This window comes from Kitasatospora sp. NPDC127111, assembly GCF_042677465.1.
In the GTDB taxonomy this organism is placed as follows: domain Bacteria; phylum Actinomycetota; class Actinomycetes; order Streptomycetales; family Streptomycetaceae; genus Kitasatospora.
Genome location: NZ_JBHXTG010000037.1, coordinates 15,770 through 36,783 on the forward strand (window position 1 = coordinate 15,770; position 21,014 = coordinate 36,783).

At 75.2% G+C, this 21,014-nt stretch carries 20 protein-coding genes; 11 read left to right on the forward strand and 9 right to left on the reverse strand.

The features are described from left to right. Positions 1 to 74: 74 nt before the first annotated feature. The gene (locus ACFVHB_RS22170) at positions 75 to 854 is read left to right on the forward strand and encodes an SDR family NAD(P)-dependent oxidoreductase (protein ID WP_380324805.1); all 780 of its coding nucleotides are present in this window, start codon (positions 75 to 77) and stop codon (positions 852 to 854) included. 91 nt (positions 855 to 945) lie between these two features. Continuing rightward, the gene (locus tag ACFVHB_RS22175; protein WP_380324808.1) at positions 946 to 1,545 is read left to right on the forward strand and encodes a TetR/AcrR family transcriptional regulator; all 600 of its coding nucleotides are present in this window, start codon (positions 946 to 948) and stop codon (positions 1,543 to 1,545) included. Positions 1,546 to 1,625: 80 nt separating this feature from the next. On the opposite strand, the gene ACFVHB_RS22180 is transcribed toward ACFVHB_RS22175, so the two are convergent. Further along, a complete protein-coding gene (locus ACFVHB_RS22180; RefSeq protein ID WP_380324811.1) occupies positions 1,626 to 2,219 on the reverse strand; it encodes a TIGR03086 family metal-binding protein in 594 nt (197 codons plus the stop codon). A 336-nt stretch (positions 2,220 to 2,555) separates the two neighbouring features. Between ACFVHB_RS22180 and ACFVHB_RS22185 the strand changes: the two genes are divergently transcribed. Further along, positions 2,556 to 3,236, forward strand: coding sequence for a helix-turn-helix domain-containing protein (locus tag ACFVHB_RS22185; protein ID WP_380324814.1), 681 nt, complete (start codon positions 2,556 to 2,558; stop codon positions 3,234 to 3,236). Between the two features lie 10 nt (positions 3,237 to 3,246). Here the strand turns inward: ACFVHB_RS22185 and ACFVHB_RS22190 are convergent, their stop codons facing one another. After that, complete coding sequence (locus ACFVHB_RS22190) at positions 3,247 to 3,588, reverse strand: ArsR/SmtB family transcription factor (RefSeq protein WP_380324817.1); 342 nt, start codon at positions 3,586 to 3,588, stop codon at positions 3,247 to 3,249. A 218-nt stretch (positions 3,589 to 3,806) separates the two neighbouring features. Between ACFVHB_RS22190 and ACFVHB_RS22195 the strand changes: the two genes are divergently transcribed. Continuing rightward, on the forward strand, positions 3,807 to 4,802 hold the full coding sequence (locus tag ACFVHB_RS22195) for a zinc-dependent alcohol dehydrogenase family protein (RefSeq protein ID WP_380324820.1): 996 nt from the start codon (positions 3,807 to 3,809) through the stop codon (positions 4,800 to 4,802). A gap of 134 nt (positions 4,803 to 4,936) precedes the next feature. Here the strand turns inward: ACFVHB_RS22195 and tatA are convergent, their stop codons facing one another. Then, positions 4,937 to 5,236, reverse strand: coding sequence for a Sec-independent protein translocase subunit TatA (tatA, locus tag ACFVHB_RS22200; RefSeq protein ID WP_380324823.1), 300 nt, complete (start codon positions 5,234 to 5,236; stop codon positions 4,937 to 4,939). A 181-nt stretch (positions 5,237 to 5,417) separates the two neighbouring features. Next, positions 5,418 to 5,840, reverse strand: coding sequence for a YidH family protein (locus ACFVHB_RS22205; RefSeq protein ID WP_380324826.1), 423 nt, complete (start codon positions 5,838 to 5,840; stop codon positions 5,418 to 5,420). Between the two features lie 117 nt (positions 5,841 to 5,957). On the opposite strand from ACFVHB_RS22205, the gene ACFVHB_RS22210 reads away from it, so the two are divergent. Continuing rightward, positions 5,958 to 6,797, forward strand: a complete 840-nt coding sequence (locus ACFVHB_RS22210; RefSeq protein WP_380324829.1) for a DUF3626 domain-containing protein — start codon at positions 5,958 to 5,960, stop codon at positions 6,795 to 6,797. A gap of 48 nt (positions 6,798 to 6,845) precedes the next feature. Here the strand turns inward: ACFVHB_RS22210 and ACFVHB_RS22215 are convergent, their stop codons facing one another. Beyond that, positions 6,846 to 7,484, reverse strand: a complete 639-nt coding sequence (locus ACFVHB_RS22215; protein ID WP_380324832.1) for a class I SAM-dependent methyltransferase — start codon at positions 7,482 to 7,484, stop codon at positions 6,846 to 6,848. Between the two features lie 136 nt (positions 7,485 to 7,620). After that, positions 7,621 to 9,168 carry an MFS transporter gene (locus ACFVHB_RS22220; protein ID WP_380324835.1) on the reverse strand — a complete coding sequence of 516 codons (1,548 nt, stop codon included), beginning with the start codon at positions 9,166 to 9,168 and terminating at the stop codon, positions 7,621 to 7,623. A gap of 110 nt (positions 9,169 to 9,278) precedes the next feature. Here ACFVHB_RS22220 and ACFVHB_RS22225 point away from each other — a divergent pair, with 110 nt between their 5' ends. Further along, a complete protein-coding gene (locus ACFVHB_RS22225; protein ID WP_380324838.1) occupies positions 9,279 to 9,869 on the forward strand; it encodes a TetR/AcrR family transcriptional regulator in 591 nt (196 codons plus the stop codon). A gap of 46 nt (positions 9,870 to 9,915) precedes the next feature. On the opposite strand, the gene ACFVHB_RS22230 is transcribed toward ACFVHB_RS22225, so the two are convergent. Beyond that, positions 9,916 to 10,233: a cupin gene (locus ACFVHB_RS22230; protein WP_380324841.1), complete on the reverse strand. Its 318-nt coding sequence runs from the start codon at positions 10,231 to 10,233 to the stop codon at positions 9,916 to 9,918. A gap of 274 nt (positions 10,234 to 10,507) precedes the next feature. On the opposite strand from ACFVHB_RS22230, the gene ACFVHB_RS22235 reads away from it, so the two are divergent. Then, complete coding sequence (locus ACFVHB_RS22235; RefSeq protein ID WP_380324844.1) at positions 10,508 to 10,774, forward strand: hypothetical protein; 267 nt, start codon at positions 10,508 to 10,510, stop codon at positions 10,772 to 10,774. Positions 10,775 to 10,848: 74 nt separating this feature from the next. Here the strand turns inward: ACFVHB_RS22235 and ACFVHB_RS22240 are convergent, their stop codons facing one another. Then, a complete protein-coding gene (locus ACFVHB_RS22240; protein ID WP_380324847.1) occupies positions 10,849 to 12,006 on the reverse strand; it encodes an acyl-CoA dehydrogenase family protein in 1,158 nt (385 codons plus the stop codon). 195 nt (positions 12,007 to 12,201) lie between these two features. Here ACFVHB_RS22240 and ACFVHB_RS22245 point away from each other — a divergent pair, with 195 nt between their 5' ends. Further along, on the forward strand, positions 12,202 to 13,368 hold the full coding sequence (locus tag ACFVHB_RS22245; RefSeq protein ID WP_380324850.1) for a TetR/AcrR family transcriptional regulator: 1,167 nt from the start codon (positions 12,202 to 12,204) through the stop codon (positions 13,366 to 13,368). 169 nt (positions 13,369 to 13,537) lie between these two features. On the opposite strand, the gene ACFVHB_RS22250 is transcribed toward ACFVHB_RS22245, so the two are convergent. After that, positions 13,538 to 13,858 carry a hypothetical protein gene (locus ACFVHB_RS22250; protein WP_380324853.1) on the reverse strand — a complete coding sequence of 107 codons (321 nt, stop codon included), beginning with the start codon at positions 13,856 to 13,858 and terminating at the stop codon, positions 13,538 to 13,540. Between the two features lie 353 nt (positions 13,859 to 14,211). On the opposite strand from ACFVHB_RS22250, the gene ACFVHB_RS22255 reads away from it, so the two are divergent. From ACFVHB_RS22255 to ACFVHB_RS22265, 3 genes are all read left to right on the forward strand, one after another. Then, on the forward strand, positions 14,212 to 16,203 hold the full coding sequence (locus tag ACFVHB_RS22255; RefSeq protein WP_380324856.1) for an ATP-binding protein: 1,992 nt from the start codon (positions 14,212 to 14,214) through the stop codon (positions 16,201 to 16,203). Between the two features lie 93 nt (positions 16,204 to 16,296). Continuing rightward, the gene (locus tag ACFVHB_RS22260; protein ID WP_380324859.1) at positions 16,297 to 18,672 is read left to right on the forward strand and encodes a hypothetical protein; all 2,376 of its coding nucleotides are present in this window, start codon (positions 16,297 to 16,299) and stop codon (positions 18,670 to 18,672) included. Between the two features lie 202 nt (positions 18,673 to 18,874). Next, a complete protein-coding gene (locus tag ACFVHB_RS22265; protein ID WP_380324862.1) occupies positions 18,875 to 20,812 on the forward strand; it encodes a threonine/serine exporter family protein in 1,938 nt (645 codons plus the stop codon). Positions 20,813 to 21,014: the final 202 nt, after the last annotated feature.

Here is a 21,014-nt window from a genome sequence, read left to right on the forward strand (position 1 = left end):
GCCGATTCATTCAGACAGGCTGTATGACTGAATGCAAGTGAACCACATCTTCGAGCTCAAGGGAGCACTCAGCCATGGGAGTTCAGTACCCCGACCTGGCCGGCAAGATCGTCGTGATCACCGGAGGCAGCCGGGGCATCGGCGCCGGGACCGCCCGCTCGTTCGCCCGGCAGGGCGCCTCGGTCGCGGTCCTCGGCCGGGACGCGGCGGCCCTGGACGCCGTCGCCGGGGAACTGCGGGCCCTCGCCGCCGAAACGGCCGGTGCCGGCGCGCTCGGCCTGGTCGCCGACTGCACCGACGCCGCGGCACTCGCCCGGGCCGCCGCCCGGATCGAGGCGGAGCTCGGCCCGGTCGACGTCCTGGCGGCCTTCGCCGGCGGGGACGGCTACCCCGTGCCGACCGTCCGGGAGACCGAGGAGCACTGGCGTTCCGTGCTGGACGCCAACCTCACGGCCACCTTCCTCACCGTCCAGGCCTTCCTGCCGGGCCTGCTGGAGCGCGGCAGCGGCTCGGTGATCACCATGGCGTCCACGGCCGGCCGGCTGCCGAGCGGCTCCTCCGCCGTGTACGCGGCCGCCAAGGCCGGGGTGCTGATGTACTCCCGGCACCTCGCCCTGGAACTGGCGGGCGGGGGCGTCCGGGTCAACGCGATCGCGCCGGGCGCGGTCCGGACCGAGCGGACGGCCGCCGTCATGCCGCCCGAGGTCCAGGCCGCGGTCGCCGCCGCCCACCCGCTCGGCCGGCTCGGCGAACCCGGCGACATCGCGGCGGCCGCCCTCTTCCTGGCCTCCACCGCGTCCTCCTGGATCACCGGCCAGACCCTGGACGTCTGCGGCGGGCGGGTCATCGTCTGACGCTCCCGCACCGGGCGATCGGGGATACTGCCTGTTCACGAGAGACCGACCCGCGCCACGGCGGCGGGGCGAGCGAGTGGAGGCGAGCGCGATGACCCCCCGGGCCTACCGGATGGGACAGCGGCAGGCGGACGTGGACGAGACGCGCGCGCGGATCACCGACGCCGCGCGGGCGCAGCTCGCCGAGACGGGAGCGCTCTCGCTGGACGCCGTGGCGAAGCGGGCGGACGTCGCCCGGGCCACCGTCTACTACCAGTTCGGCTCGAAGACCGGTCTGCTGGAGGCGGTCTGCGACGCGCTCGCCGCCCAGGGCGGGATGGCGCGGCTCGCCGAGGCGTTCACCCACCCCGAGCCGTGGCCGGCGGTGGACCGCTTCGTCGAGGTGATGGGCGGCTTCTGGGCGGTGGACCGCGTCTGCACCCGCCGGCTGCGCGCGCTGGCCGCCCTGGACGAGGAGGTCGGCCGGGTGATCGGGGAGCGCGACGCCCGGCGCCGCGAGGGCACCGAGGTCCTGGCCGGCCGGCTCGACGGCGCACCGGAGGACGCGGCGGCGCTGCTGTTCGTCCTCACCGGCTTCGAGACCTTCGACGCGCTCGCGGGCGAGACGGTCGGCCGGGACGGGGACCTGCGGGCGGCCGTCCCGGCCGTGACCCGGCTGGTGCGCGGCGCCCTGGGCGGGCCCGCGGCCTGAGCCGCCGCGGACCCACCGTTCCCAGTGTCCTGCGTCTGGAATTCCGCCCCGGGGCTGGAATTCGCTTCAGACTCAGGACCCTAGGACGCCACCGCGGCCCACCGGGGGTCGCGGCCCGAGGCGGCCAGCGCGCGGTCGAACGCCGGGGCCGTCGCCGGGACGGTCACCGGCTCGGCGAACCCGTCGTACCGGCGGTAGAGCTCGGCGTAGTCCTCGACCACCGCGAGGACCGCCTCGGCGAGGTCGTCCGCGACCTCGACCTGCTGGCCGGTGGCCCGGGCGACGTCCCACCCGTGCACCACCAGCTCCTTGAGCAGCATCCGGGCGACCCCGGTCGCCGGCACGGGCGTCCCCATCAGGTCGACGTCGCCCACCCAGACCGCCGGGTCGGCCCAGGCCGCCACGGCCCGGTCCAGCTGCGCCGCGTAGGCCTCGGCCCAGGCGGCCTCGGCGGTGAAGTCACGCTCGGTCAGTTCCCGCGGCAGCTCCTCGCGCAGGGCGCGGTGCTCCAGGCCGTGGGAGGTGTAGAGCACCCAGTGGTTGACCAGCGTCCGGGTGTCGAAGTCGGTGCAGGGCGTGGGCCCGTCCAGCTGTCCGGGGCGGACGCCGCGGGCGATCCGCGCGGCCTCCGCGGCGGCGCGGGCGAGGAGGGGGTGGAGTGCGTGACCGTTCATGGCCCGATCCTCGGCCGGCCGCCGTCGCGGCGTCTTGAACAAACGCGACGCCTCGGACGGACGCCAGGCCTCGGACGGGCGCGACGTCCGGAACGACGCGACGCCTCGAACGACGCGACGCGGTGAACGGGCACGACGCGGCGAGGCGGCCACGACGACCGGAACGGACGATGTCGGAGGCGGCCCCTAGCCTGGCCGGCGTGAACGCCTCCGACCGCACACCCGCCGGCCTCGGGCGCGGGGTGCTGCACCCCGGCCGGGCGGCCGGCGTGGTCGGCCTGGACCGGCCGGCCCCCCGCACCCGGGCTGGCCCGCCTCGTCGAGTACTACTGGCTGGTGCGGTGGGACCGCCGGGGCCTGCCCGCGTACGAGCAGAAGGTGCTCGTCCACCCCCACCTGCACCTGGTCTTCGAGGCGCCCCGGGCCACCGTCCACGGCGTGGACCGCCGTCTGTTCGTCCGCCGGCTGGAGGGGGCGGGGCACGTCCTCGGGGTGAGGTTCCGGCCGGGCGGCTTCCGCCTGCTCACCGGCCGTCCGGCGGCCGGGCTCGCCGGCCGCACGGTGCCGGCGGCCGCGTTCTTCGGTCCCGCGGCGGACCAGCTCAACGAGCTGGTGCTGGAAGGGGGTTCGGCATCGGTCGGAGCGGTCGACGCCTTCCTGCTCGCCCGGCTGCCCGAGCCGGACCGGGAGGCGGAGCGGCTCGCGGCCCTGGCGGCGTCGATGGTCGAGCGGGTCACCGGCCCGCCGGACCTGCACCGGGTCGACGACCTGGCCGCCGAGTTCGGCGTCTCCGTCCGCGGGGTGCAGCGCCTCTTCGCCGAGTACGTCGGCGCCACGCCGAAGTGGGTGCTGCGGCGCGCCCGGCTGCACGAGGCCGCCCGGCGCGCCGACCGGGGGGCGGACGTCGACTGGGCCGCGCTCGCGGCCGACCTCGGGTACGCCGACCAGGCGCACTTCACCCGCGACTTCACCGCGGCGGTGGGCGAGTCCCCGGCCCGCTACGCCGAAGGCGGCTGAGGCGGCGGGCTCAGCCCCGTTCGCGCTCGACCATCAGCGCGCGGAGCAGCCCCGGGAAGGCCTCGTCGAACTCCTCGCGCCGCAGCGCGTTCATCCGCGAGGTGCCGACGTAGTACTGCCGGATCAGCCCGGCCTCGCGCAGCACGTGGAAGTGGTGGGTGGCGGTGGACTTGCTGACCGGCAGTTCGATCGTGCCGCAGGCGAGGTCCTCGCCGGCCGCGTACAGCTCGCCGACGATCCGGCGGCGCACCGGGTCGACCACGGCCTCCAGGACCTGCTGCAGGCTGATCGTCCGGACGTCGGGGTGGGGCGGGACGCGGTCCTGCTGTCCGCCGCGCCGTGCTGCCGTCATCGGTCTCCGACCTCCCTCTGGCCCGTCCCGGACCGTCCGCGCCCATGGTACGGCACTCATCAAAGTACGACAGGCGTCGAAGTTTGACACCTGCCGTACTTTGCGGTTCAGTGGTGCCCGGCCCCGGACGACCACGGCGGCGGGGCCGAACGGTTTCGGAGACGACGGCGGCGCGGTCCCCCGCACCGCCGTCAACGATCACGAGGGGGCGATGGGTGATGGCCAGGACGGTGCGGTTCCACGAGCTCGGCGGGCCGGAGGTGCTGCGGCTGGAGGACGTGCCGGTCGGCGAGCCCGGCCCCGGCGAGCTGTTGCTGCGGGTGGACGCGATCGGCCTCAACCGGGCCGAGGTGATGTTCCGCAGCGGCGAGTACGTCCAGCCGGTCAAGGAGTTCCCGGCCCGCCTCGGCAGCGAGGCCGCGGGCGTGGTCGAGGCGGTCGGCCCGGGCGTCACCGGCTTCGAGGTCGGCCAGGCGGTCAGCGTGGTGCCGGCCTTCTCGATGAACGACTACGGCGTCTACGCGGAGCGGGCCGTCGTCCCCGCGCGGGCCGTCGTGCACCGCCCGGACGGGCTGGACCCGATCGGCGGCGCGGCGGTGTGGATGCCGTACGTGACGGCCTACGGCGCGCTGGTCGAGGTCGGCGGCATGCGGCCGGGCGACACGGTCGTGCTCACCGCCGCCTCCAGCAGCGTCGGCCTGGCCGCGATCCAGATCGCCAACCGGATCGGTGCCGTCCCCGTCGCCACCACCCGCGCCCGGGCCAAGCGGGACGCCCTGCTCAAGGCCGGGGCCGCCGAGGTGATCGTCACCGAGGAGGAGCCGGTGACGGACCGCGTGCTCGCCCTCACCGGCGGCCGGGGCGCCGAGTTCGTCTTCGACGCCATCGCCGGCCCCGGCGTGGTGGACCTCGCCAAGGCGCTCGCCCCCGGCGGCACCCTGTTCGTCTACGGGCAGCTCAGCGGGCAGGAGACGCCGTTCCCGCCGATGTCGGTGGTGTCCGGCCGGAACATGCGCAGCTTCACCCTGCACGAGACGACCACCGACCCGCAGCGGCTCCGCCGGGCCGAGGCCTTCGTCACCTCCGGCCTGCGCAGCGGCGCCTTCGTCCCCGTCGTGGACCGGGTCTTCGGCCTGGACGAGATCGCCGACGCCCACCGCTACATGGAGGCCGGCAACCAGCTGGGCAAGATCGTGGTCACCGTCGAGCACTGACGATCGTCCGATCGGGGCCGGTCCTGACGAAGCCGTACGTGATCCGCGGTCACCACCGGTCGGGGCGCCCGGCCGCCGGACGCGACGAAGCCCCCGCCGTGGTCGGCGGGGGCTTCGTCGGAAGCGCGCGAGGTTCAGGCCGTGGTGGTCGGCCGGGAGGTCTCGGTGGCCTTGGTCACGTTGGTCGGGGTGACCGCCGGGCGGGCCTGCTCGGCGGCCGGCTGCTGCGGGGCCGCGGTGCTCTGCGCGGTGCCCTGGGCGGCCGCGTCGGCCGGGGCGTCGTCCTCGCGCAGCGCCTTGGTCTCCGCCTTGAGGATGCGCATCGACTTGCCGAGGCCGCGGGCCATCTCCGGCAGCTTCTTCGATCCGAACAGCAGGACAACGACAGCCAGCACCACCAGGAGGTGCCAGGGCTCAAGACCGTTCCGCAGCATCCCTGGCCACCGGTCCCTTCTCTTCTAGAGTCACAGGAGGGCAAAGCGCCCGACCCGGCCAGTATGCCTGGCCGCGGCGGCGAACGTATACACCGGCCGGGAAACGCTGGTCAAAAACCAGATGTTGTCCGGACGGCCGGCCGGATTGGTCTGGACCACTCGACGGCCAGTAGTGCCTTGCTCAGTTCGCGTACCCGATGATCAGGCCGCAGAACACCACCGCCACCAGGGCCACCCCCGCCGACAGCAGCAGCAGCGTCGGTGTCCGCGGCAGCGGCGCGCCCGCCCGCATCGCCTCCTCCACCCGGGCCCACCGCCGGTACGCCGTCGCCCCGAGCAGCGCGCCGCCCAGCGCGCAGAGCACGGCGAGGGTGATCCGCAGCGGCTCGGGGGCGACCCCGGGGGTGAGCTGGTCGACCGCGATGCCGCCCGCGAGCAGGCCGAGCGCGGTGCGGATCCAGGCCAGGAAGGTCCGCTCGTTGGCCAGCGAGAAGCGGTAGTCCGGCGCGCCGCCGCCACCCGGCGGCCCGTCCGGATCCGGCTCCCCGTCCGGATCCGGGCCCGGACCCGGCTGCTGTCCCGGCTCCCGTTCCGACCGCGGCATCGGCCCTCCAGCTCCGCCCGGCATCGCCATCCCAGCCAGTCTCGCCGGGGAGGCCCGGCGGCGCAGCCCGGCCGATTTCGGATGCGGCCGCCGTCCCCCGTCCGGGAGACTGCCGCGATGAGCCCCGAAACGCCCCGCACCGCGCAGGAGCGCGCCCTCCGGCACGTCGCCGACCGGTCCGCCGGACCGCCGCTCGACCCGGGCCTGCGCGTCACCCTCAACTTCCACCCCGACCGGGTCGCCGGCGACCGGCCGATCCTGGCGGCGCTCGCCGGGGACGGCGTCTACCGCTCCCAGTTCGTCACCGGGACGAGCAACGGCGGCCTCACCGCCCACCCCGGCGGCGACCGCTGGCGCTGGGAGAGCCGGATCTTCGGCGGCGCGTACGACGGGGCCCCGGCCGAGCAGCGCCCGGTGTACGGCGCGCTCAACTTCCGTCGCAAGCCGCTCGGCGCGGCGCCGCGGTTCGGCTCCGCCCACTTCCGGCTGACCGCGCCGGCGCTGGCCCGGGCCACCTTCTGCTACCCCGACAGCTACCTGGAGCCCGCGGACTTCGGCGTCGCCGACCGGATGGCCCTCGTCGCGCTGGCCGAGGCCGACGACGCGGACGCCCTGGACGACTACATCGAGACCCAGGTGCACGGCGAGGTCCGGCTCGACCGGGACGTCGAGGCGCTGGTCCTCGACCCGAGCCACCGCGGCACCCCGGTCGAGGAGCACGCCCGCCGCCTGCCCTGCCCGGTCGAGTGGCACCCCGGGGTGCGGCTCTCCACCGAGGAGCTGCGCCGTCACCCGGACTACCGCGGCCCGGAGTACGTCGCGCTCGGCGTGGCCCTCGCCGAGGACGGTCACCTCGACCCGCGCATCCTCGGCGACGCGGCCCGCACCGGCCGGTACGACCCGCAGGACCTCAAGCGGGTCTGGCACTACCTCGCCCGCTTCGGCTCCCCGGCCTGAGCCGGGGGCGGGGCGGCCGGGGGCGGGCGGCCGGCGGCGGCGCGAGCGTCAGTCGCGGCGGGCCAGCAGGTAGCAGCGGCGGGTCTCGGCCTCCTCGGGGAGCGGCTCCCGCTCCAGCCGGGCCTCGACGGTGAACCCGGCCCCGGTCAGCAGGCCGGCGACGACGTCCGGCTGCAGGAAGTGGAAGTCCACGTCCACCTCGTGGCCCCACCACTCGTCGAGCCGGCGGACCTCGGTGCCGATGTGGAACGAGACCAGCAGGCTGCCGGACGGCCGCAGCACGCGTCGCAGTTCGGTGAAGGCGGGCGCCAGCTCGGCGGGGTCCAGGTGGATCACCGAGTAGAGCGCGACCGCGGCCGCGAACTCCCCGTCCGTCGCGGGGAGTCGGAGCAGGTCCCCCTCGCGGAACTCGGCGCCGGGGTGCTCGCGCCGGGCGATCTCCACCATGGCCGGCGACAGGTCGATCCCGACCACCTCGGCCCCGTGCGCCGTCAGCCACCCCGCGACGTGGCCCGGTCCGCACCCGAGGTCCGCGACCGGCCCGCCCGCGGCCGCCTCCACCACCGCCCCGAGCAGGGCCCGGTCCACCGGCTTGTGCGCCAGCTCGCCGCCGATCCGGTCGCGGTACTCCTGCGCGACGACGTCGTAACTGTCTCGGACGCGCCCGTGGTCAGCCGTATTCGTCATGACGGCAGCCTGCCATCGGGCGGGCTCCGGCGGGTCCGGTTTTCCGACGGCGGCCGGGTGGGTCCGTGCGGCGGACGCGCGAGAGCCCCCGTCCGGTGGCCGGGCGGGGGCTCTTGATGACGCGCAAGCGGTGGGATCAGACGCCGGCGGGCTCGGCGGCGGGCTCGGCCGGGCGGGCCGGGAGGTGGGACATCAGGCGGTGGGCGAGGAACGAGGCGCCGAGCATGGTGACCAGACCGACGACCGCGGCGACGTGCAGGCCGTCGGTGAAGGCGGTGCGGGCGGTGTCGAGCAGCTCGGTGCCGAGCCGGCCGGGCAGCTGGGCGGCGACGTTGACCGCGCCCCCGAGGGTGTCCCGGGCGGTGCGGGCGGCCTCGCCGTCCAGGCCGGCCGGGAGGGCGCCGTCGAGGCGGGAGCGGTAGACCGCCGCGCCGGCCGCGCCGAGCAGGGCGATGCCGAGCGAGCTGCCGAGCTCGACGGCGGTCTCGGAGGTGGCGGAGGCGGCGCCGGCCCGCTCGACCGGGGCGGCGGAGACCACCATCTCGGCGGTGAGGGTCATGGTGCCGACGGTGCCGGCGGCCAGCACGCCCGCCGCGGTGAGGATCAGGGCGAGCGGGGAGTCGGCGCCGACCTGCGTCATCATCGCGAAGCCGGCCGCGCCGACCAGGAAGCCGCCGGACATCAGCACCGCCGGGCGGACCTTGCCGGCGAGCGCCGAGCTGACGCCGACCGCGGCACCGACGCCGACGCTGGGGACGAGCGCCCAGAGCGAGGCGGTCAGCGGACTCATGTCCTTGACCAGCTGCAGGTACTGCGAGGTGAAGAGGGTGAAGCCCATCATCGCGAACATCGCGATGGTGTTGACGGTGATCGCCCCGCTGAAGGCGCGGATCCGGAACAGGCCGAGGTCGAGCAGCGGAGCGGCGGCGGTGCGCTGGCGCTGGACGAAGGCACCGGCGAGCAGCAGGCCGGCCGGGACGGCGAGCGCGGGGAGCGGGCTCCAGCCGTCGACGGCGAGCGCCTTCACGCCGTAGACCAGCGGCAGGATCGCGGCCAGCGAGAGGACGGCGCCGAGCAGGTCGAAGCGGCCGCGCTGCGGGGAGCGGTACTCGGGGAGCAGGACGGGGGCGGTGATCAGCAGCAGGGCCATCACCGGGATGGCGATCAGGAAGGCCGAGCCCCACCAGAAGTGGTCCAGCAGGAGGCCGCCCACGACCGGGCCGAGGGTGGCACCCGCGGTGAGGACGCCGCCCCACGCGCTGAGGGCGATCTGCCGCTGCTTGGCGTCGTGGAACATGTTGCGGATCAGCGCGAGCGTCGAGGGCATCACCGTCGCCCCGGCGGCGCCGAGCACGGCCCGGGCGGCGATCAGCTGGCCGGCGCCGTCCGCGTAGGCGGCGAGCAGCGAGGCGCCCATGAAGCCGGTGGCGCCGATCATCAGCAGCCGGCGGCGGCCGATCCGGTCGCCGAGCGAGCCCATCGTGATGAGCAGTCCGGCCAGCAGGAACGAGTACATGTCCATGATCCACAGCTGCTCGGTGCCGCTCGGCGCCAGCGTGGTGGAGATGTAGGGGACGGCGAAGAAGAGCACGCCCATGTCCATGGTCAGGACGAGGGTCGGGAGCAGGAGGACGGCGAGGCCGATCCATTCGCGACGGCCTGCGCGGCCGGTGGTTGCGGTCATGAGGAAGACAGTACGGGCGTGTCAGACGTATGTCTAGTACGGGCGTCTAAATCGATCGTGCGAGACGGACGTGCAAGACATTCGTCCGGATCTTCCGTAGCATCGACACCATGGGAAACCGCGAAGACTTGATGGCCGGCGCCAAGCGCTGCCTGTACGAGAAGGGCTACGGGCGCACCACCGCCCGCGACATCGCCACCGCCTCCGGTGTCAGCCTGGCCGCCATCGGCTACCACTTCGGCTCCAAGGAGGCGCTGCTCAACGCGGCGCTGATCGAGGCCACCGGGGAGTGGGGCGGCGCACTGGCCGCGGTGGTGGCGGGCGCGGCCTCGGTGTCGGACGACCCGGAGGAGCGCTTCGTCGCGGTCTGGGACGGGGTGAAGCAGACCTTCGTCGAGCACCGGGGCCTCTGGGCCGCCCAGTTCGAGGCGATCGTGCAGGTCGAGCACGCGCCCGAGCTGAAGCAGGCGCTCGCCGAGACGCAGAAGGAGGGCCGGCTCGGGCTCGCCGCGCTGTTCCAGGGGCTCGCCGAGGTGCCCGACACCGAGGAGGAGCTGGCCCGCGGCATGTTCTACCAGGCGCTGCTCGCCGGGATGGCGCTCCAGTGGATGGCCGCTCCGGAGCAGGCGCCGACCGGCCGGGACTTCCTGCGGGGGCTGCGGCTGGTCGGCGGCGCGGTGCTGAAGCCGGCCACGACGTAGCGCGGCGGTTCCGGCGGAAACGCCCCGGCGACCGCGCTCCGGCCGGCTAGGCGGTCACCGCCGTCAGCAGCACCACCGAGTCGACGTGGGCCAGCAGCCCGTGCCGTTCCTGCGGCACCGGGTGCAGCTGGCCCGCCGACAGCTCCTGGAGGTGGCCGGTGATGGTCAACGAGACCCGGCCGCGCAGCACCTGGATCGAGGCGGCGGCCGGGGCGTTGTGCTCGTCCAGCGAGGTGCCGGCGGTCAGCGCGATCACGGTCTGCCGCAGGACGCCGTCGTGCAGCACCAGGTGGGCGCTGCGCCCGTGCGGGCTCTCGGCGGCCTTGGCGGCGTGCTCCACGGCGAGCAGTTCGAGATCGACCATCGCGCGTCCTCCTGGACCGGCCTGCCGGGGCCGGGCGGTGACCCCTTCGGCCCAGCCTCGCGGACACGGTCGGCTCCCGCACCCGGAGCCGCGCGGCGGGTGGTGACCCCGGTGTCCCTGGGTACGGGCCCGCGCCGAAGCCCCGCCGCAGCCCCGCCGCGGCCCCGGCCGAGGCCCGCCGCAGCCCCGCCGGCGCCCCGGGCGTGGCGGCCCGCCACACCCGGTCGGTGCCGCTCGGGGTGCGATGTCCGCCGACTGCCCCGATGGTGGATGCATGGCGACCAACGAGAGTCTTCAGAACGGGTTCCAGGTCAACCGCTCGCTGCTGGCCGGCGGTGCGGTGCTCACGGGCGTCGGTGCGATGCTCGGCACGGCCGGGGCGATGATGGTGTGTGCGGCACTGGTCACGGCCGGCCGCAACTGGGTGCGCACGCTGGACACGCCTCCGGCGGTCCGGGCGCACCGGGCGTTGCACGAGGCGAAGGTGGCGTCGGCGGCGGGCTGGGACGCCTGGCGGCACGAGCACGCCTCGCCCAACTGATCGGATGACGGCGGGCCGCCGTGGGGGTGCGGCCCGCCGCCCTCCGAGTCCGCGGGGTCAGCCGGTCGGGCCCGTCACAGTCCCAGCGACTTGGCGATGATGCTGCGCATGACCTCGCTGGTGCCGCCGTAGATCCGGAACACCCGGTTGTCGGTGTAGAGGCGGGCGATCGGGTACTCCAGGATGTAGCCGTAACCGCCGTGCAGCTGCAGGCACTTGTCGATCACGCCGGACGCCGACTCGGTGCAGAACAGCTTCGCCGCCGCCGCGTCCGCGACCGTCAGCTCGCCGTGCTGGTAGAGCTCCAGCGCGCGGTCGACCATGGACTGCTGGGCCACCACCTGGGCCTCGCAGTCGGCCAGCGTGAACTTGGTGTTCTGGAACTCGGCCACCGCCTTGCCGAAGACCTTGCGGTCCTTGACGTACTGCACGGCGAACCGGACGGCGGCCGCCGAGGCCGCGTACGCGCCGACCGCGATGGCCAGGCGCTCCTGCACCAGGTTGTGGGTCAGGTAGGAGAAGGCCCTGCCCTCCTCGCCGAGCAGGTTCTCCACCGGCACCTTGACGTCGCTGAACGCCAACTCGGCGGTGTCCGACGTGCGCAGGCCGATCTTCTGCAGCTTGCGGCCGACGGTGTAGCCCTCGGAGGCGGTGTCCACGCAGAGGATCGAGAGGCCGGCCCGGCGGTTCTCCGGGTCGTACGGGGAGGTCCGGCAGATCACCAGGACCAGGTCGGCGAGCACGCCGCCGGTGATGAAGGTCTTGGCGCCGTTGAGGACGTAGTGGGTGCCGTCCTCGGAGAGCCGGGCGGTGGTGGTGATGCCCGCGAGGTCGGAGCCGGCGCCGGGCTCGGTCATCGCGATGGCGGTCATGATGTCGCCGGAGACGAAGCCGGGCAGCCAGCGCCGCTTCTGCTCCTCGTTCGCGTACTCCAGCAGGTACGGCAGCACCAGGCCGGTGTGCACGCCGGAGGAGCCGAAGCTGACCCCGGCCCGGGCGGTCTCCTCGGCGATGACCGCCTGGTACTTGAACCCGCTCTCGCCGGCGCCGCCGTACTCCTCCGGCACCTCGATCCCGTAGACGCCCAGCTCGCCGAGCTTGCGGTAGAAGTCGCGCGGCGGGTGGCCGTCGGCCTCCCAGCTCTCGTAGACCGGGACGACCTCGTTGGCGATGAAGTCCCGGATGGTCTCCCGGAAGGCCTCGTGGTCCTCGGTGAACACGGTGCGGCGCACGGCGGCGCTCCCTTCGGTGGTGCCAGGTGATCGCCCCACAAGTTAATCCCGGGTAGCTTCCACTGTCCAGGGCCGGCGGCCCGGTGTCCTCGCGGTGATCAAGCCCGGTACGACCGGCCACGGGCCGGTTGAAGTGAATCCTTGCTAGCCTACGGGCGAAGACCGGTGGCGGGACTGGAGCGAGGGAGCGGCGGCATGGTGGTACGGCGGCCGCCCGCGCGCTCCCGGCAGGCGCAGATCCTGGCCGTGGCCGCCGAGCGCTTCCACCGCAGCGGGTACCACCAGGTCTCGATGACCGAGGTCGCCGCCGGGGTCGGCATCACCGCGCCGGCCCTCTACCGGCACTTCCGGGGCAAGCCCGAACTGCTCGACCGGGCCGTCCGGTTGGGCCTGGACGAGCTGGCGGGCGGGCTGCGCGCCGCGCGTTCCACGGCGGACGTGGGCACCGCGCTGGCCGCGGTCGCGGTCGGGCACCGGCCGCTCGGCACCCTGGTGCAGCGCGACGCCCGGCTGCTGCCGCCGGCCCGGCGGGCCGCGCTCCGCCGGGAGCTGCGGGCGGACGTCGCGCTGATGGTCGCGGTGCTCCGCGCCGAACGGCCCGAACTAGGCGATCGCGACGCCGAGTTGCTCTGCTGGTCGGCGCTCTCGGCCTGCGCGGGGCTGTCCTACCAGTCGGCCGTCCCGCAGCCGCGCCGGGCCGAGCGGCTGGTGCGCGAGCTGGTGGCGGCGGTGCTCGCGGTGACGCTGGACGGTGCCGTGCCGGACCTCCGGCCGAGCGTCCCGGCCGATGAGTTGCGGCCGCTGCCGCGCCGCGAGGAACTGCTCGCCGCGGCCGTCCGGCTGTTCCACCGGCGCGGCTTCGACAACGTCAGCACCGACCAACTCGGCGCCGCGGTCGGCATTTCCGGGCCCAGCGTGTACCGGCACTTCGAGAGCAAGCAGCACCTGCTGGCCGCCTCGCTGGTGCGCGGCCGGGAGCGGCTCTGGCAGGAGGTGGCGGGGGCGATCGCCGGTGCGGCCGGGCCGGCGGCGGCGCTGGAGGCCGGTCTGGGCGCGTACGTGGGCTTCGCGCGGGGCAACAGCGACTACCTCGGCGCGATGCTGAGCGAGACCGAGCGGCTGGCCGCGCCGGACCGCCGGGCCGCGGTGGACTTCCGGCGGGACTTCCTGCGGACCTGGGTCGACCTGCTCCGCCGGGTACGCCCGGAGTACGACGCGGCGGAGGCCCGGATCCGGGTGCACGCGCTGTTCGCGCTGGTCAACGACGGGGTGCGGAACCGCCCGTACAGCGCCCGGGCCGACCTCGGCGACTGTCTGCGCCGGCTCGGGCGGGCCGTCCTGGGCGTGCCCGGAGGGGCGTGAGCGGGGGCCTGGGCGCGGGGCCCGGGCGGATAGGCCCGGGCGATGGGGTGTGGGCGGGGCCGGACACGGCCGGGTGCCCGGCCCCGGCGTGCGGGGACGGGCACCCGGTCCGGAACCCGGGCGCGCGAGGGGCGGTCGCGGCCCGGGACGCCTCCCGGCGGAGGTGGCGTCAGGGGAGCACGACGGGGTAGAACACCGCGGCGCCGACGTTGCCGTTGCCCTGCAGGGCGCCGATGTCGCCGCCGTTGCCGGTCACGGCGAGTCCGTTGTTCTGGTTGCTCGCGCCGGAGCCGGTGGCGGTCTGCTGGGTGTTGACCGCGTTGCCGAGGACGCCGCCGAGGACGTTGTTGGAGCCGGTGTTGCTCACCACGCCGCTGTTGGAGTGGTGGTCGGCGCCGGCGCCGTTGTCGGCGTGCGCGGTGGCGGCGCCGGCACCGACGAGGAGGAAGGCCCCGAGGGCGGTGGCGGCGGCTGCGCGAATACGGGACACGCTGGTCTCCTGAAGGGTGGAGTGCGAATGTGGCGCCTTTCCGGGGTGGCCGCCCCGGAGCGCCGTTGCCTGACGTCGCACGACCAGCATTCACCAACGCCGTGGACGAACTCCACCGAATGGGTGGCAATTCCCCCGATGGTGTCATCAAGCGCGCACAACGGAATTCCGGGCGAGGTCGCGCGGCGTGCCGGGCCGTCGGCCGAATTCCCCGGACGCGGGGCGGTTGAGCCCCCCGAACGGACCAGTCCGAAACCGGTCCGCCGGCCGGTTTCGTCAACACGGAGTTGACCAGGTCCCTGGCGTCAGAAAGAAATGGTCGGCGGATAGTCGCACTGGCACACTGGGGACCCATGTCTCAAGGTCTCCCGCCCGAGCCCGTGCCTGCCGAGGACCTGCGTACGACCGAGGTCGATCTCGGCGGACTGGTGAACGTCCTCGCCACCCACCTCTACTCCACCCCGCTGGTCGCCCTGCGCGAACTCGTCCAGAACGCCCACGACTCGCACACCCGGCGCCTGCTGGAGGACCCGGACGGCGACCACCGGCCGCTGATCCGGGTGCGGGCCGACGCGGACCGGCGCACCGTCGCCATCGAGGACACCGGCGCCGGCCTCACCGAACCGGAGATCCACGCCTACCTCGCCACCGTCGGCACCGGCTACACCCGGATGCTGCGCGAACTGACCGGCAGCCAGGAGCTGATCGGCGCCTTCGGCCTCGGCTTCCTCTCGGCCTTCTCGGTCGCCGACGAGGTCGTCGTCACCACCACCTCGCACCGGGAGCCGCGGCTCGGACACCGCTACCGCAGCCGCGGCGGCGAGCAGTACAGCGTCGAGCCGGCGGCCGCGCGGCCCGGCGGCGGCACGGTCGTCGAGCTGGCCCTGAAGGCCGAACACGCCCACCTCGCCGACGAGTCCGCGCTGCGCGAGGTGCTCGGCCGGTACTGCGTCCTGCTCCCGATACCGGTCTTCGTCGGCGACGACGAGCAGCCCGTCAACGCCGTCCCGGTGCCCTGGCGGCAGCAGCCCCGCCCGTCGCCCACCGCCACCCCCGCCGGAGGCGCCGCGCGCCGCCCCTCCGACGGGGACGAGCACGCCGCGCGGATGCGGTTCGCCGCCGCCTTCGGCCGCCGCTTCGAGCCGCTCACCGCCTTCCCCGTCCGGCCCGTCGAGGGCGGCAGCGACGCCATCGGCCTGCTCTGGGTCCAGGACGGCGGCAGCTACGCCAGCAGCGACAACCGCGACCTCGCCGTCTACCTGCGCGGCATGCTGCTCGCCGAGGACGCCCGCGACCTGCTGCCCAGCTGGGCCGGGTTCATCGGCGGCGTGGTCGAGTCCAACCGGCTCACCCCGACCGCCAGCCGCGAGGACCTCCAGCGCGACGAGCACTACCGCGCGCTCCAGCAGTCGCTCACCGACGCCGTGGTCGACGGCCTCTACGAGACCGCCCGGCTGCGGCCCGCCGTCTGGCGCCGCATCCTGGCCCGGCACGGCCAGGACCTGCTCGGCGCCGCGCTCTGCGACGACCGGCTGTTCACCCTGCTCGCCGACGACGTCCCGGTGCCCACCTCGCAGGGCGACCTGACGGCCGGCGCGCTGCGGGCGGCCGGGGACGGGGCGGTGCACGTCGCGCTCGGCGGCAACGGCGGCTTCGAGGAGATGCTCTACCGGGCGATGCAGGTGCCGATCGCGCGCGGCGACCGCTACGCCGTCCTGCCGTTCCTGCGCCGCTACGCCCAGCTGCGGGGCTGCCGGATCGTCGAACTCGGCAGCGAGAGCGGCAACCGCGAGCTGTTCCGCGACCCGGAGCGCCCGCTGCCCGCCGGGGAGGCCGCCTGGCTGGCCGGCGCCCTGGCCGACCCGGGCGAGCAGCTCGTCCCGGCCCGCTTCGACCCGGCCGGCCTGCCGCTGGTCCTGGTCCCCGACCGGGAGGCCGAGCTGAAGGCCAGGATCGAGGACGACCAGGCGGACGCCCGGATCCCGTCCGCCGCGCTGCGGCTGGCCCGGGCGTTCACCGCCCGCACCGACGGCGAGGTGAGGGCCCGGCTCTACCTCAACCTGTCCTGCCCGGCCGTCCAGGACCTGCTCACCGCCTACCGCGACGGGCACACCGGCAGCGCCACCGCCGCCGGGCTGCTCCGCTCGCTGAAGGTGATCATGGCGGCGGCCTCGGCCGGCCCGTCCGGCGGCGACCTCACCGGCGCGCTGGCCGGCATCGGCACCGCGGTCTCCGCGCTGACCGCCGCCGTCCCGGCCGGCCTGCCCGCCGTCCCGGACAGCCCGGACGGGCTCGACGGGCTCGACGGGCACGGTGGCCCCGGCGGCCCCGGCGGCGGGGTCTGACGGGGTGGCCCCGGCCGCCGTTCCGGACGGATTGTCAGTGGCCCCGGCCACACTGTTCACCAGCGCAGCGCACGACCAGCAGGGGGAAGTCGCATGAGTACCGACATCTGGGCCTGGGTGCGGGACACCCACCAGCAGCTGGCCGAGACCGGCCACCGGCGGCTGGCCGACGCCATCTACGAGCTCCCCGGCCACGCCAACGAAGGGCGCAACGCGCAGCTCGACGCCCTCTACCCGGAGGCGGTCGCCGCCGCCCGGGCGCTCGGCCTCCCCTGGGTCGAGGTCTACCTGCGGCACTGGCGGATGCAGAACCTGCTGAACAAGCGCCACCAGGGCGAACAGGCCCTGGCCGAGGCGGTCGACCTGCTGGAGTTCGCGCACCGGGAGGAGACCGCCGGCTGCCCGCAGTCGGTCTGCGTCGTGCAGGACTTCGCGATCTGCCACGCCCGGGTCGACGGCCCCGGCTACGTGCCCGAGCGGCTCGCCGTGCTGAGCGAGACGCTGGAGCGGATCGAGCCGGCCCGGGCCTGCTTCGACTGCCTCTCCCGGGAGTACTCCGACGCCCTGGAGGACGACGGCCGCCCCGCCGAGGCGCTCGGCCACCTGGACACCGCCGCCGCCCGGATCAAGGCGGCCGGCCAGCGGCTCTCGCTGCACTTCCACCACTCCCGGGCCGGCACCCTGCACCTGCTCGGCCGGCACGAGGAGGTGCTGGCCCTGCTCGACACCGCCGAGCAGGCCGAGCGCGCCCGCGGCCGGCAGCTCGACGAGAGCGACCAGCGCTGGGGCGCCCTGGCCCGCGCCCGCGCGCTCGCCTCGCTCGGCCGGACGGAGGAGGCGCTCGCCCTGCTGCCGGACCGGTCGGAGGCCGAGCGCCACGCCGACCTGCGGGCGGCCTGGACCGAGACCGTCGAACTGCTCGTCGCGGCCGGCGCCTGGGAGAACGACGCCGAGTTGGGCGCCGTCCTGGCCGGCTGGGTCGGCTACCTCGACGGCACCGGGTCGCACCGCCCCTGCGTCGACCTGCTGCTGGCCGCCGGGCGGCTCGCCCTGGCCCGCGGCGCCCGGACGGTCGCCCTCGCCCTGGCCGCCACCGGCGAGCGCAAGCTCACCCGGCTGCGCCGCACCGAGGGCGTCGCCGAGCAGGTCGCCCAGCTGCGCGCGGCAGCCGAGGCGCTGCCCGTCCCCGAGCCGGCCGTTCCGCCGGGCGAGCTGCTCGCGCACCTCGGCGCGGCGGGCGTGCCCATCGAGACCGGCGCCGACCTGCTCTCCGCCGCCCTGGACACGTGCCGGCAGGGGCAGGCCGGCGAGGTCGACCGGGCCGGCGTCACCGGCATCGCGGTGCAGCTGGCCGGGGTGCTGGGCAGCCTCGGTCACGCCCGGGCCGCCGCCGACCTGCTCTGGCAGCAGTTGGACGCCGACCCGGCCGACGAGGACCTGATCGGCATGCTCGGCGCCGCCCTGGTCGAGGCGGGGGACGGCGACGGCGTGCGCCGGCTCGCCGACCGGTTGGCGGAGACCAGCCCCGCCGACGGCCACTGGGTCCGGGCCCGCTGGGCCGGCGCGGAGGGCCGCTGGGCCGAGGTGGTGGAGCACTGCGAGGCGATCCTGGCCGAGCACCCGGACCGGATCAACACCCGCCGGGTGGCCGGCGCCGCGGCCACCGAGCTGGGGGACCACGCCGCCGCGCAGCGGTACTACCAGGACCTCCTGACGCATGCGCTGCCCGTCGAGGGCACGCCGGAGGAGGAGCTGCACCGCACGGTCCAGCAGCCCGACCTCTGGCACCTGATCACCGCCGCCACCGCCAACCGGGACTGGGCCGTGGTCCGCTCCACCGGCGCCCTGCTCGGCATCGAGTTCGACGAACCCGAGGGCCGGGTGGACGAGGAGTGGCAGCTGGTCACCGTCCGGGCCACCCGGACCGACGGCGCCACCGCCGACCTCCCGGCGGTCCGCACCGGCCCGGCCACCGCCCGCATCCTGCCGGTGCTGGGCGACGACCTGACGCTCAACCACGGCGACGTGGTGGTCTTCGCCCCGGCCCTGCTGACGGAGCCGCCCGCCGAGGACGCGCCGGAGGAGGAGCGGCGGAGTTGGCGCCCGGTGTTCGAGTTGCTCACCCTGCTCGACCCGGCCGGGTACACCACCTACTGGGTCGACGGCGGCTGGCCCGGCGACGAGGCCTGGAACGAGCTGCGCGAGCAGTTGGGGCGGTCCGGCTACGCGGTCTGGGCCTACAGCGGGGACCACTACGGCATCACCGACCCGGAGGTGGACGGCGGCACCCTGCACGGGATCTACGCCGCGGTGGGCGTGCCGCCCACCGCCCACGCCGCCGACGCGGACGCGCTGCTGCACCGGCTCACCGGCTCCTGGCCGCACCCGCTGGCCTGGCTCGACCTCGCCCGGGCGGCGGGCGCGGACACCGCCCGGCACGAGGAGGTCATCGAGCGGTACGGGCTGTAGCGCGCGGGTCGGGGCGGTCCGGTGCGGTCCGGTCCGGGGCGGGCGGCCGCCCCGGACCGCCACCACGCCGGGCAGGCACCCGGGCCCGCGGGCGCCCGCCGGGACGTACATGTGCGTTCAGCAGTTCGATCAGGCAAGGTGTAACCGGAGATCGAACGGCGGCCCGGGAGCCCGGCGCCACCAGGGGCGGCAAGGAGCGGAAGTGCCTAAGCGGGGCCGACCGGGCGGAGGCAAGCGGGCCAGGGGCGGCAGGGGGGCCAGGCCGGCGGGGCCGGCACCGGAGGAGCAGCCGCTGCACCCCTCCGGAGCGCCGCCCACCGAGGGCCTGCTCGGCCACCCCGCCCCGGTCGTGGAGCCGGTCACCGTGATCCCGCTCGTCCCGCCCGTCCCGGAGACCAAGGGCCTGCTGGCCCCCGAACCCACCGGTCGGGCCACCGGGCGGCCCGGCGAGCGAGCGGTCGAGCCGTCCGCCGAGCCGTCCCCCGAGCCGTCCATCGACCTGTCCACCGACCCGTCCGCCGAGCAGCCCGGCGAGCCGTCCGTCGAAGAGCACGAGGAGCGCGCCGAAGCCGACGAGCGGGTCGTGGAGCCCGAGGACCTCGCCCCGGTGTACCGGCGGCGGTCGTTCGCCGAGGACACCCTCACCCCCGAGGAGTGGCAGGCGGCCGGCTACACCCCGCCCACCGGCATCGCCGTTCCGAGCCTGAAGCCCGGCGCCCCCGGCGAGGCACCCTGGCCGGACCGGATGCGCACCCTGCTGCGCACCCCGATGTCCGAGCGTCCGGCCTTCGAACGCACCCCCCGGGACCTGCACCCCTCGGCCGCCCGGAACGTCCCGCGCATCCTCGACCTGACGCTCCGGATCGGCGAACTGCTGCTGGCCAGCGGCGAGGCCGCCGAGGACGTCGAGGCGGCCATGCTCGGCATCGCCCACGCCTACCGGCTGGACCGCTGCGAGCCGCAGGTCACCTTCACCCTGATCGGCATCTCGCACCAGCCCTCGCTGGTCGAGCCGCCGGTCACCGCGGACCGGGTGGTGCGCCGCCGCACCTCCGACTACACCCGGCTGAACGCGGTGTACGAGCTGGTCGCCGACATCACCGCGGAGAAGGTCACCGTCAACGACGCGTACCGCCGGCTCGCCCGGATCCGCCGCAACCGGCACCCGTACCCGGCCTGGCTGCTCGCGCTGAACACCGGTCTGCTGGCCGGCGCGGCGACCTTCCTGGTCGGCGGGCGGATGGACGACAAGGGGTGGCTGGTCTTCGCCAGCGCCTTCATCGCGGCCGTCCTCGGCGACCGGCTGGCCTCGCTGATCGCCCGCCGCGGCCTGCCGGAGTTCTACCAGTTCGTGCTGGCCGCGATGCCCGCGGCGGCCTCCGGCATCATCCTCTCCTTCAACGACTGGGGCCTGCGCGGTTCGGTGGTGATCACCGGTGGGCTGTTCGCGCTGCTCCCCGGGCGGGCCCTGGTCGCCGCCGTGCAGGACGGTCTGACCGGCTTCTACATCACCGCCGCCGCCCGTCTGCTCGAAGTGATCTACCTGGTGGCGGGCATCGTCATCGGCGTGATGCTGATCCTCTACCTCGGGGTCGGCTTCGAGGCCAAGCTCCGGCCGGACGAGAGCCTGGTCGGGGTCAACTACCCGCCGGTCCAGATGATCGCCGCGCTGGTGCTGACACTGGCCTTCGCGATGCTGCTGCAGACCGACCGCCGCTCGCTCGCCCTGGTCACCCTCAACAGCGGCATCGGCTGGGCCAGCTACGGCGTCCTGGTCTACAACGCGGGCATCTCGCCGATCGTGGCCACCGGCGTCGCGGCCGGCCTGGTCGGTCTCTTCGGCCAGCTGATGGCCCGCTACCGCTACGGCTCGGCGCTGCCGTACGTGACCGCCGCGATCGGACCGCTGATGCCGGGTTCGGCGCTCTACCTCGGCATGCTCTCCTTCGCCCAGGGCCACTCCGCCGCCGGCATCGTCCAGATCACCCGGGCCGCGGCGATCGCCCTGGCGCTGGCGATCGGGGTGAACCTCGGAGGCGAGATCGCCCGGCTCTTCATGAAGCTGCCGGCCGGCGCCGAACCGCTGCCGCCGCAGCCGGTCGTACCGCGCCGGGCGGCCAAGCGCACCCGGGGCTTCTGACCGCGCGGCGGGCCGTCGGCGGTGGCGTCGTCCGTCGCGGTCGCGTCCGTCGTCGGGCCGGGCGTCCGTCGTCGGCCGGGCACCGTCGGGCCGGGCGTCCGTCGTCGGCCGGGCACCGTCGGGCCGGGCGTCGCGCCCGGCCCGCAGTCGTTGGACCGTGTTGGGCCCCGGGCCATGTCGCGGCAGTCAGTTCGCAGGACCA